This is a genomic window from Moraxella catarrhalis (assembly GCF_001632285.1).
GTDB lineage: Bacteria > Pseudomonadota > Gammaproteobacteria > Pseudomonadales > Moraxellaceae > Moraxella > Moraxella catarrhalis.
The window spans coordinates 108990-121092 of the sequence record NZ_LWAH01000012.1 but is presented as its reverse complement, the minus strand read 5'-3'; the positions used below and the strand labels follow the sequence as shown (position 1 = coordinate 121092).

The 12103-nt window shown below is 40.9% G+C and carries 11 protein-coding genes; 7 read left to right on the top strand and 4 right to left on the bottom strand.

Annotation, left to right across the window (positions count from 1 at the left end):
* Positions 1 to 92 precede the first annotated feature (92 nt).
* Positions 93 to 1439, bottom strand: coding sequence for an argininosuccinate synthase (argG, locus tag A4U55_RS02620; protein WP_003665615.1), 1347 nt, complete (start codon positions 1437 to 1439; stop codon positions 93 to 95).
* 216 nt (positions 1440 to 1655) lie between these two features.
* Here argG and A4U55_RS02615 point away from each other — a divergent pair, with 216 nt between their 5' ends.
* On the top strand, positions 1656 to 2156 hold the full coding sequence (locus A4U55_RS02615) for a L,D-transpeptidase (protein ID WP_003657550.1): 501 nt from the start codon (positions 1656 to 1658) through the stop codon (positions 2154 to 2156).
* A 148-nt stretch (positions 2157 to 2304) separates the two neighbouring features.
* The gene (locus tag A4U55_RS02610; protein ID WP_003657549.1) at positions 2305 to 3273 is read left to right on the top strand and encodes a LysR family transcriptional regulator; all 969 of its coding nucleotides are present in this window, start codon (positions 2305 to 2307) and stop codon (positions 3271 to 3273) included.
* Between the two features lie 30 nt (positions 3274 to 3303).
* Here A4U55_RS02610 and A4U55_RS02605 read toward each other — a convergent pair whose 3' ends face one another.
* The 3 genes from A4U55_RS02605 to A4U55_RS02595 all read right to left on the bottom strand — a co-directional run bounded on the left by A4U55_RS02605 (position 3304) and on the right by A4U55_RS02595 (position 6207).
* Positions 3304 to 3936, bottom strand: a complete 633-nt coding sequence (locus tag A4U55_RS02605) for a FixH family protein (RefSeq protein WP_063453977.1) — start codon at positions 3934 to 3936, stop codon at positions 3304 to 3306.
* A 107-nt stretch (positions 3937 to 4043) separates the two neighbouring features.
* Positions 4044 to 5495, bottom strand: a complete 1452-nt coding sequence (ccoG, locus tag A4U55_RS02600) for a cytochrome c oxidase accessory protein CcoG (RefSeq protein WP_003663055.1) — start codon at positions 5493 to 5495, stop codon at positions 4044 to 4046.
* A 328-nt stretch (positions 5496 to 5823) separates the two neighbouring features.
* Complete coding sequence (locus tag A4U55_RS02595) at positions 5824 to 6207, bottom strand: SCP2 sterol-binding domain-containing protein (RefSeq protein ID WP_003657546.1); 384 nt, start codon at positions 6205 to 6207, stop codon at positions 5824 to 5826.
* A 608-nt stretch (positions 6208 to 6815) separates the two neighbouring features.
* Here A4U55_RS02595 and ccoN point away from each other — a divergent pair.
* The 5 genes from ccoN to A4U55_RS02570 all read left to right on the top strand — a co-directional run bounded on the left by ccoN (position 6816) and on the right by A4U55_RS02570 (position 11996).
* Entirely contained in the window at positions 6816 to 8297 is a 1482-nt protein-coding gene (gene ccoN / locus A4U55_RS02590) for a cytochrome-c oxidase, cbb3-type subunit I (protein WP_003657544.1), read from the top strand.
* A gap of 10 nt (positions 8298 to 8307) precedes the next feature.
* The gene (gene ccoO / locus A4U55_RS02585) at positions 8308 to 8946 is read left to right on the top strand and encodes a cytochrome-c oxidase, cbb3-type subunit II (RefSeq protein WP_063453976.1); all 639 of its coding nucleotides are present in this window, start codon (positions 8308 to 8310) and stop codon (positions 8944 to 8946) included.
* The gene (locus A4U55_RS02580; protein ID WP_003657541.1) at positions 8946 to 9128 is read left to right on the top strand and encodes a cbb3-type cytochrome oxidase subunit 3; all 183 of its coding nucleotides are present in this window, start codon (positions 8946 to 8948) and stop codon (positions 9126 to 9128) included. Before ccoO ends, A4U55_RS02580 begins: the two co-directional genes overlap by 1 nt.
* Positions 9125 to 10192: a cytochrome-c oxidase, cbb3-type subunit III gene (ccoP, locus tag A4U55_RS02575; RefSeq protein WP_003660299.1), complete on the top strand. Its 1068-nt coding sequence runs from the start codon at positions 9125 to 9127 to the stop codon at positions 10190 to 10192. Before A4U55_RS02580 ends, ccoP begins: the two co-directional genes overlap by 4 nt.
* A 169-nt stretch (positions 10193 to 10361) precedes the next feature.
* On the top strand, positions 10362 to 11996 hold the full coding sequence (locus A4U55_RS02570) for a CTP synthase (RefSeq protein ID WP_003660298.1): 1635 nt from the start codon (positions 10362 to 10364) through the stop codon (positions 11994 to 11996).
* The last annotated feature ends 107 nt before the right edge of the window (positions 11997 to 12103 follow it).

Below are 12103 nucleotides of genomic sequence, written 5' to 3'. Positions count from 1 at the left end.
AAAATGACAGCTGATATCCAAATTTAGGCTGCTTATATCACTAAGTGGAGATATCAAAAACTCCCAATTGCTTGATTGGGAGTTTTTTAAGATTAGTGTTTATCTTGATGGTCAAGCTGTGGTACAGCATTGCCACCACCGAAGCCTAATAATCCTGATTGGACATACAGCCCCAATTTTTGGCGTGTATCTGCAATATCTAGATTACGCATGGTGAGTTGACCGATACGATCAAGCGATGTGAAGGCAGCATCTTCAACTTTTTCCATAGATAAGCGATCAGCTTCATAGGTTAGATTTGGTGATTTGGTATTTAAAATGCTATAATCATTGCCACGGCGTAGCTCAAGCGTGACTTCACCTGTGATGGCTTTGGCAACCCATCGTTGAGCGGTTTCACGAAGCATAAGTGCTTGTGAATCAAACCAACGCCCTTGATAAAGCAGACGGCCCAAACGCAAGCCATTAATACGGTACTGCTCAATGGTGTCTTCATTGTGAATGCCTGTCAGCAGTCGTTCATAAGCGATGTGCAACAATGCCATACCGGGAGCTTCATAAATACCACGAGATTTTGCTTCAATGATGCGATTTTCGATTTGGTCAGTCATGCCAAGCCCATGACGACCGCCAATCTCATTTGCCTTTAACATCAAATCAACAGGGCTATCAAAATGCTCGCCATTTAACGCTGTTGGCACACCTTCTTTAAAACTGACTGTAACCGTCTCGGTAGCAACTCTGACACTGTCATCCCAAAAACGCACCCCCATGATTGGCTCAACGATGTGCATGCTGGCATCTAAAAACTCCAAATCTTTGGCTTCATGCGTTGCACCAAGCATGTTAGAATCCGTTGAATAGGCTTTTTCAGCAGACATTTTATAATCAAAGCCATTATCAATCAAAAACTGACTCATCTCAGTCCGACCACCTAGCTCATCAATGAATGTTTGGTCAAGCCAAGGTTTATAGATTTTTAGTTCAGGATTGGCAAGCAAACCATAGCGATAAAATCGCTCAATGTCATTGCCTTTATAGGTTGAACCATCACCCCAAATATGAACATCATCTTCTTTCATGGCAGTAACCAGCATCGTCCCTGTCACCGCACGACCCAATGGCGTGGTGTTAAAATAAGGCATGCCACCTGTGGTTACATGAAATGCCCCACACTGAATGGCAGCAATGCCTTCTTGAACAAGCTGTAAACGGCAATCTACCAACCGTGCCTTGACCGCACCATATTGTTTAGCTTTGGTAGGAATGGCATTGTAGTCATCTTCGTCTGGCTGGCCCAAATTGGCCGTGTAAGCATAAGGCAGCGCCCCTTTTTGCTTCATCCAAAGCAGGGCAGCTGAGGTATCCAAACCACCCGAAAAAGCGATGCCGACTTTTTTACCGATAGGCAGATGCTGCAAAATAGTTGCGTTGCTCATATGAATATCCTTGATATATGGCTAAATAAAATTATCAATAAATTATAACATTTTTTATGATGATTGGATATGAAACCTAAGATAATTTGCTTTTTGTTGTAAAAATATGAGTTTTATAACACTTTATTATGCCAAATATGCGATGCTTTTGTTATACTATCATTTTAAAAAATGATAGCTATTATTTAGGAATTAATTATGGTTTAGGAGTTAATCATGACTATAGATCGGCGTATCGTGATTGACACCCAATCACAGTGCTTAACTTTGTATCAAGGTAATATTTTGTTGCGTCAATTTGCCGTTTCAACCGCAAAAAACGGCACAGGTCAGCTAGAGGGTACAGGTTGCACACCACTTGGTGAACATGTCATCGGTCAAAAGATTGGCGGTGGCTTGCCTCCCAATGCCGTGTTTGTTGCAAGGCAATTTACTGGCGAGCTTTATGATGTACAGTTGGGTCAAAATTTCCCTAATCGAGATTGGATACTTGGGCGGATATTGTGGCTTGAAGGTCAAATCAATGGCTATAATCATGGCGTGGATAAGACAGGGGCATTGGTTGATACTAAGTTACGGTATATCTATATTCACGGAACGCCCGACACAGAGCCTATGGGTCGGCCGATGTCACACGGCTGTGTCAGAATGCGTATTGATGAGATTGTTTGGTTATTTGATAAGGTTGAGGTTGGGGATTTGGTACTGATTCAATGATACACCATCTTAATACGATGACTTGATACCACAAAGATGGCATTTGCCAAAGTAAAAGTAATTGACGGTTGTCAGATATCATCATTGCAAGAAAAATAATTTTTGTTGATCGCACCAATTGATTAAAGCACCACCTAAAGGTAGTTGTATGAATTTACAAAAAGTTGACCTAAATTTATTATTTTATTTAGATGTCTTATTACGAGAAAAAAATGTCACTCGTGCAGCTGAACAGCTTGGCATCACGCAGCCTGCAATGAGCAATATTCTACGCCGACTACGCTCATTATTTAATGACCCACTTTTGGTGCGTTCATCTGAGGGCATGACACCAACTGAACGAGCTTTTGAGTTACAGCCACGCATTCGTGAGGTATTGTTAGACATCACAACATTACTTGAGCCACGCACCGAGTTTCGTCCATATAGTACTTCTCGAGTGTTTCGCATTATGACCAGTGATTATGCAGAAGCAACACTGGTACCTCGTTTGGTGAAAGCGCTGCGTAGCGAAGCACCTAATGTTATCTTGGATTTTTTGACGCCATCAGATGTCTCTTATCGAGACATGGAGCAAGGGCGGGTGGATTTGGCGATTAATCGCTTTAATGAGATACCACAAAGCTTTCATCAAGTTTTGGTTTGGAGAGATACATTCAGCTGCCTTTTATCGGCAGACAGTTCCTATGCCAATCGTTTTAATTTAAAAAATTACCTAAAAGCACACCATATTTGGGTATCAAAGACAGGTATGGGCGTGGGATTTGGTGTCAATCCTGAAAAGTCAGGTGGTCTTGGCTCCATTGACCAAGCACTCCAAAGACTTGGTCAAAAGCGGCAAATCAGTGTATTTACTAGGCATTATCAGATGCCTGCAATGCTTGTTGCGAATAAAGATTTAATTGCAACACTGCCCACACGAGTCGCTCGCTTACAAGCAGATAATCATCCTAATATTATCATCAAAGAACCGCCATTTTTTATTCCCGAGTTTGAGCTGACCATGGCATGGTCACCGCTTCTTCAGCATCATCCTGCTCATCGCTGGTTACGCCAGTTAATTTTGCATGTGGCACGACAAGTCATTGCTGAAGAAAATCAAGTCATCAAAGCATAGCAGCCATCTAAGGTGTCTTTAAGCCATATTTTATGGTTTGGCAGAAGGGCGTTTATTGCGTTGGTCGGGCAATATGCGACGCTCCTCATCAAAACTTGACAGCGGTAAGAAGATAATATTGCTTTTTGGTAAATTTTCGTGCTGAATTAATCGCCAGTTCTGTGGCTTGGGGCTACTGATTTGCAAGTAATATTTGGCAGGGGTGTCATCAAGTTGCACTTTGCCAACATAGACATTATCTTTTTGATGGATAAGGGTAAAATCACGATCTTTTGTATCATCAGTGGCATGCGAGATATGCACCGATAACTCATCTGGGTAGGTTAATGGTGTATCATTATGAAAGTTTTGGGTTGAAAGATTTTGGGTGGGATAATTTAATTCAAAGCGTATATCGGTTGTATTGGCATGCCAAGATAGTCGCATGACACCAAAAACGCCCAAATCATGTGCTAATTGATCACGAGATGAGTCTTGGTATAAGGTTTTGCCATCCATATACCAATCATCACGGACGGTTGAGTCTTGAATTTTTATGGAATAAAAAATAAAAAATAAACAAATCACTACAACCAACACAGGCAATCCAATGACAAAAATTAAAACCATATAGTTTTTGTACCAAATATTTGCCTGTTTATTGGGTTTGGGTGTCAGTTTCATGATATTTGCCAATGATTGTCATCAAAGTAGGTTGAGCTAAAATGGGTCTTATTGTAGCACAGTCAGACCCATTTAGGTGAAAAACCAAGCTTGGTTGTTAAGGTTAGTTATTTGGGCTGCTTGGATTTTTTTGGTTCGTAAATAAAGACATCTTGAGCTGATGCACTGTATTGACCATCTTTACTATATACAGTGATGGTTACAGGTGTGCTGCCAGGCTTGATGATATTTGGGTCGCCGATGATGCTGACAGGCAAATCGTACAGCTCACTGGCTTGCAATGGTAATTCTTTAAAGCGTGAGCGTAAAGTCATGCCAGCTGCATTCTCTGCATCTAAACGAACTTGATAAACTTGGCGTTCATTGGTTTTGTTGACAATTTTTAAGACATAGCTATTTTCAACCATGCCATCACGCCTAATGGTTGAGAGTTGTTTACGGTCATGGCGGATTTCCATCTCAAGGGGTGCACGACTAACCAATACCATCGTTGCAGCAATGATACAAGCCAAAAGTACACCAGTATAAGCAAAAATACGCCATCCGATAATTTTGGTCTTTTGTTTTTCAACCAATTGGCGTTCGGTTGTATAACGAATCAAACCCCGTGGGTAACCAACTTTGTCCATGATTTCGTTGCATGCATCAATACAAGCGGCGCATTGGATACATTCAACCTGAAGCCCATTTCGGATATCAATGCCTGTGGGGCATACCTGAACACACATGGTGCAATCAACACAATCACCATAGCCTGCAGGTGTGGTATCTTTCTTACGCGCACCACGAGGCTCACCACGCTCATAATCATATGAAACAATCAATGTGTCTTTGTCAAACATGACAGATTGGAAGCGACCATAGGGGCAAATGTACACGCACATATGCTCTCGCATATAGCCTGCGTTGGTTTGGGTAACAAAGACAATCAGAATAAAAAATATCCATGTCATCTTACCCCAACCCATAAAAAATAAAGGGTGTCCATTAAAAAATAAATAGTCTGTACCAACAATAAATGCAATAAAAGTTACCGCAGTAATCGCAGAAAAAACACCCCAAATGGTATGAATAAGGGCAGTTTTGATAATTTTTTCGGCATTCCAAGGCATTTTATCAAATTTAATACGCTTGTTACGCTCACCAAGAATCCATTTTTCTACATGCTGATACAGATGCACATAAATGGTTTGTGGGCAAGCGTAACCACACCAAACCCGCCCAGCATAGACAGTTACCATAAATAGCATTAAAGCGGCAATGATAAACACAAATGCAAAGAAGTAAAAATCTTGAGGCATAAAAGTTGCCCCAAAAATATAAAACTTAGGTTCGATAACATCAAATAAAAGTGCTTGTCTACCATCCCAACGAAGCCAAGGTGCGATTAAAAATCCCAGTAAAATCAAATACATGCTAATTAGGCGAATGTTGGTATATTTGCCCTTAGCAAAGCGTGGATGCACACGGTGCTTGGTTGCATCCATATCTTTGGAGGTGGGAATGATTTTTTCAGGGGCAGGGCGGGGTTTTTTCTTTGGTTTTTGTTCTTCTGACATAACAGATACCTTGGCTTATGGCCCAAATGAATTAAAAATCGCTTTACTTGCTAGAAGCATTTTTGTTAAGGCATGGCTTGGTAAATAAAAAACACCAAAACGGATAGTTGGTAACTTATCTTATATTACCATTTTTTGTAGGGTTTTTGTATGATATTTTGACATTTTATAAAAATATGCAAGTTATATTTTTGAATAAAGATATTCTTAAATGATAAAAATAAGTATTTATGACATACTTACCTAAATCAAAACAAAACCCCATCAGGCTAATTTTGATGGGGGCGTTTGAAGTGTTTTTACAGTCTTTTACTTCAAATTCTTTGACTTAAAATTCGGTTATTTGCAGAATTTTTTTAAATAGCTCTTTTTGTTCTTGGCTTGGTTTGGCAGATTGTAGCGTCATGATTTGAGACATATCACCGTCAATACGAATTTTGCCAAGCATAAATGCTTCAATGGCTTGATTGGCATCACCTGTTGCGATGAGCTGTGATAATGTTTCGCTATCAACAGTGACAGTGCTGATGGCATTTTCTGTCAAACCTTGAAAAATTTTGCCTTCTTTGAGGTGTAGTTTGGCACCGTCATCGCCAGTAACTTTGGCATTTAATAAGACATTGGCTAAATTTGGCGGTAGATTTAAATTGCCTGCAGCTTGATTGAGTTCATTGACTTGATCAAACCATGCTTGGCTTAAAAATTTTGCCATAATAATTGTCCTTGACTGTTTGATAATGTCGGTTAAGGTTAAAAAAAGACACTATGCTTTAATTTGATTTGTATATTTGAGATATTATAAAGCAAAAGCACTGATTTGTCACAAGCGTCTTTGAACTAGTTTAATCTCGTACAGTTAATATAACTCGTATAGTTAATTAAAATGAGTTTTGGTTAATAATTAAACATTAAAATAAATTAAATAATCATAAGAAATTTAGCTTTATTACCAAAAAATCTCAATATTTTTACAAAATATACCCAAAAATTACATTTGTGTTGTATAATAAAAGATGAATAACTTTTGGCAATACCACATTGCCAGTATGGGTATATTTGGTGATGGCAGATTGCCACGCCACCAACGCAAGCCAAGCAGTTTTGCAATCCAAGCTAGCAAGGAATTTCAAATTTCAACCTAAAATTTGTCCATATTCCACAGAAAAATTAAGGATTTTTTCGTTTTTGCTGGCTGGTTTGATGATATTTGCCTAACTTTGCGTTACAATAGACACACAAGATCAAAGCAAGAGTAGTTTTTTCACTCGATTTGATAAAACTGCGACGCTAAATAAATCGGGCTGCACAGGAAAATATCCAATGAGTCTATATAAATCAGCAGTAGCCCCCTTATCCGTTGATCATGAATATGAAATCACGATCGTACGATTTTTTACAATCATGGCGGTATTTTGGGGTATCGTTGGCATGGCTGTCGGTGTATTCATTGCATCACAGTTGGCATGGCCAGTATTGAATTTTGACACATCATGGCTGTCTTTTGGACGACTAAGACCACTGCATACCAATGCGGTAATTTTTGCGTTTGGGGGTTCAGCACTTTTTGCAACATCTTACTATATCGTTCAACGCACTTGTAAGACCAGATTATTTGCACCTTATTTGGCATGGTTTACTTTTTGGGGCTGGCAGGCTGTTATCGTTTCTGCGGTCATCACACTGCCATTGGGTGTCACCTCTGCCAAAGAGTATGCAGAATTAGAATGGCCAATTGATATCGCCATTGCATTGGTATGGGTTGCTTATGCCATTGTTTTTTTTGGAACGCTCATCAAACGCCAAACCTCTCACATTTATGTTGCAAACTGGTTTTTTGCAGCATTCATCATCACGATTGCGTTGCTGCATATTGTCAATAGCTTGGTCGTACCAGTTGGCTTATTTAAGTCATACTCACTTTTTGGCGGCGCAACCGATGCCATGGTTCAATGGTGGTATGGACATAATGCTGTTGGTTTTTATTTGACAGCGGCGTTTCTTGGTATGATGTATTACTTTATTCCTGTACAAATTGGTCGCCCCGTTTATTCATATCGCTTATCAATTGTGCATTTTTGGGCATTGATTGCATCATATATGTGGGCAGGTGGTCACCATCTACATTACTCGGCCTTGCCTGACTGGACACAATCTTTGGGTATGGTGTTCTCATTGATTTTATTTGCACCATCTTGGGGCGGTATGATTAATGGCGTGCTGACACTTTCAGGTAGCTGGGATAAATTGCGTACAGACCCAATTATCCGTTTCTTGATTGTGGCGCTATCATTTTATGCCATGAGTACTTTTGAAGGTCCAATGCTCTCAATTAAAGCGGTTAATGCCATTAGCCATAATACTGACTGGACTGTTGGTCATGTACATTCAGGTGCATTAGGCTGGGTGGGTATGATTACCATCGGTTCAATTTATGTGCTATTGCCTCGTATCTTTAATAAGGCAAAAATGTATTCAACCAGCTTAATCACACTGCATTTTTGGCTTGCAACAACAGGTACGGTATTGTATATCGTTGCACTTTGGATTTCAGGCATTACCCAAGGGATGATGTGGCGTGCCACTAACCCAGATGGTACTTTGGCGTATGACTTTATTCAAACTGTTGTGGTCTCACATTGGCCGTATGTTGTGCGTGCATTGGGTGGTGCTTTATATGTTGGTGGTATGTTTGTCATGGCTTATAATTGCTATCGCACCATCAAAATGCCAAGCGTGCCTGAACATATCGCAGAGCCAGAAGAGGTAAATACTGGCAGTGAACAAGCAACGGCACAGGCTTAAGGGGTAAACAATGTCTAATATCACTCATGAATTAGTAGAGAAAAATACAGGTTTACTCGTCATCTTTATCGTCATTGCTGTCAGCTTTGCAACCTTGGTTGAAATTGTACCTTTGATTTATGATGAAACCGTTGCTAAAGAAGGCGGTGTAAACAAACCCATGCCAAATATGCGTCCTTGGACAGCGCTTGAGCTTGAAGGTCGTGATATTTATATCCGTGAAGGTTGCCATGTTTGCCATACACAGATGATTCGCCCATTGCGTGCAGAAGTGGAGCGTTATGGTCCGTATAGTCGTGCTGCAGAATCAACATGGGATCACCCATTCTTATGGGGTTCTAAGCGTACTGGTCCAGACCTTGCCCGTGTGGGCGGTCGTTATTCAGACCAGTGGCATGTTGACCATCTGACCGACCCTCGTTCTGTTGTTCCAGAATCTGTGATGCCATCTTATCCTTGGCTTGCGACCAATGAAGTTAATGGGACAAAAGTACAAGAAAAAATGCGTCTGTTTAAAGATCGTTTTGGGTTACCTTATACAGAAGCAGATATTGAAGCTGCACCTGACCAAGTTCAAGGTGCAACCGAGCTGGATGCCCTGGTTGCTTATTTGCAACAGTTGGGTATTGCGATGCAAGGTCAACGCTAATGAATTGGGGCGTTTTGCATAGTATTGCGACCGTTGCGGCGTTTATCACCTTTATCGGTATCGCATGGTGGGCTTATTCCCCAAAAAATAAAAAACGCTTTGAAGAAGATGCACAACTTGCGCTGGATGATCAGGACATACAACGACTATCATCAGATAAGCGCACTAAGGATATACAATGAGCTTTTTTTGGAGTTCTTGGATTACCATCTTATCATTGGGCTGCTGGCTATTCATCTTTGGTGTTCTGGTATGGACCTTGCGATCTAGACCAGTTCTTGAAGAAGATGAGACCACAGGTCACTCATATGATGGCATTCGAGAATATGATAAACCGCTGCCAAAATGGTGGTTGGTGATTTTCTTTGGTACGATGATTTGGGGCTTGGGTTATTTTATCCTTTTTCCATCAATTCAGCCAAATACATGGAAAGGCGTGACAACCGTTGAGGTGGATGGTGAGTCTGTACCTTGGACTTCTGCCAATGAACTAAACAGCCAGCTTCAAGCTAACAACCGTGTATTTACTGAAAATTTTGAGCAAAATATTTTGGAAAATGCAGGTGCAAGTGAGGCAACTGTTGTCCTTGCTAAACTAAACGACCTTCAATCACAGCGTAAAGCTGGCGAAGAAAATGCCGAACTACAAACACAGATTGATGAACAAGTCAAACTGCTGGCACCTTATGTTGATAAGCTGGCATCAGATCCAGAAGCACAAAAAATCGGTAACCGTTTATTTTTACAAAACTGTGCTTTATGCCATGGATCTAATGCAAGAGGTGCACTTGGTTATCCTGATTTGACAGATAATGATTGGTTGTATGGTGGCAACGCTGACCAAATCCTACTGACAATTCATAATGGTCGTGTTGGTTCAATGGCAGCATGGCAACAACAACTGGGTGAATCTGGTGTCCGTGCCGCAGCGGAATATGTGCTTCAGCTTTCTGGTAATCAAAATGACTATGAGCTTGATGCTGCTAAAGTTGCACAAGGTAAAGTATTGTTTGAGGCAAATTGTGTGGTCTGCCATGGTCCAGATGCCAAAGGCAGCGCTGCCATTGGTGCACCAAATCTAACGGATGATATTTGGCTATTTGGTGGTGATCGTGATGCCGTCCAAACTTCCATTCGCCATGGTCGTGCTGGTGTGATGCCAGAATGGCAAACCAAATTGGGCAATGAACGCATTATGCTGCTGGCAGCTTATGTACGCTCACTATCACAAACTGCCGCTGAATAAGTTTGGCTAATGTTTTAAGAGTCGCTTTTGCGGCTCTTTTTATTGATGGTGAAATGATTGGCAATTTTAATGCTATGATTTATTTGCAGAGAAAAATATTCCCCAAACCCCTATATTTTTTTGATGATTTTTAGTAAAATTCTATTTTACCAGCAACAGATATATTACTATGAGTACGAAATTTATCTTTGTAACCGGCGGTGTCGTGTCATCACTTGGCAAGGGCATTGCTGCAGCTTCCATTGCGGCTGTTTTGGAGGCTCGTGGTCTTAAAGTTACCATGACCAAGATGGATCCTTATATTAATGTGGATCCTGGCACGATGAGTCCATTTCAACATGGTGAAGTCTTCGTTACCGAAGATGGTGCGGAGACAGATTTGGATTTGGGCTATTATGAACGCTTTTTACGCCGTTCAAAAATGAGTAAAGCCAACAATTTTACCAGTGGTCGCATTTATCAAACCGTGCTTGCCAAAGAACGCCGTGGCGATTATTTGGGCGGTACTGTTCAGGTAATCCCTCATATTACTGATGAAATCAAGCATAAAATCCGTACCAGTGGTGAGGGCTATGACATCGCCATTATTGAGATTGGCGGTACAGTGGGTGATATTGAAAGCTTGCCTTTTATGGAAGCGGTTCGCCAAATGCAAGTTGAGCTTGGTCGCACACATTCTTTACTGATGCATTTGACTTTGGTGCCTTATATTGCTTCGGCGGGCGAATCTAAAACCAAGCCAACCCAGCATTCGGTTAAAGAACTTCGCTCCATTGGTCTACAGCCCGATGTATTAATTTGTCGATCAGAACAACCCATTTCTGAAGATAACCGTCAAAAAATTGCACTATTTACGAATGTTGAGCCACGCGGCGTCATCTTATGCGAAGATGCCAAGTCCATTTATCAAATTCCACGCCGCTTATATGAGCAAGATTTGGATGATTTGATTTGTGAGCGTTTTGGTATCACAGCACCAGAGGCGGATTTGTCAGATTGGGATAAAGTTGTTGATGATTTGTTCAACTCCCAAGGCGAGATCGTAGTTGCTATGGTGGGTAAATATGTCGAACTCCCAGATGCTTATAAATCTGTTAACGAAGCCCTACTTCATGCAGGTATTCACAATAAAACAAAAGTTAGCATTCGATATATCAGTGCCGAGGCCCTAGAAACAGATTCAGAGGCAATGAATCAGATTACCGATGTGGATGCGATTTTGGTTCCAGGTGGCTTTGGTGAGCGTGGTACTTTGGGTAAGATGAAAGCCATTCAATTTGCGCGTGAAAATAACAAGCCATTTTTAGGCATTTGCTTGGGCATGCAGCTTGCAGTCATTGAGTATGCGCGTAATGTATTGGGCATAGAAGCAAATTCTACCGAATTTGATCGAAAAACAGCCAATCCGATTATCGGCTTGATTACCGAATGGTTTGATGAAAAAGGTGAACTTCAAACCCGCTCTGATGATAGTGATTTGGGCGGCACCATGCGCTTGGGTGCTCAAGAAGCAGAATTGGTTTCAAACTCTAAGCTTGCTGAGATTTATGGCTCACATAATATCACCGAACGCCATCGCCATCGTTATGAGATGAATAATCGCTATATTGAGCCTTTGGAAAATGCTGGTATGAAAATTTCAGGCTATTCTGCCAAACAGCATTTGGTTGAGTCGGTTGAAATTGACAATCATCCTTGGTTTGTGGCGGTGCAATATCACCCAGAGTTTACCAGCTCTCCTCGAGGTGGTCATCCACTATTTAATAGCTTCATCAAAGCTGCCATAGATGTGAAACAAGCCTAATCATTAAGCACATCAAACGCTTTGGCTTTGATGTGCTTTTTACTATTTTTTGTGTTTTAAATGTACTTGGTAGTATAATGACAAAACCAAACTTGTAACTTATGCAG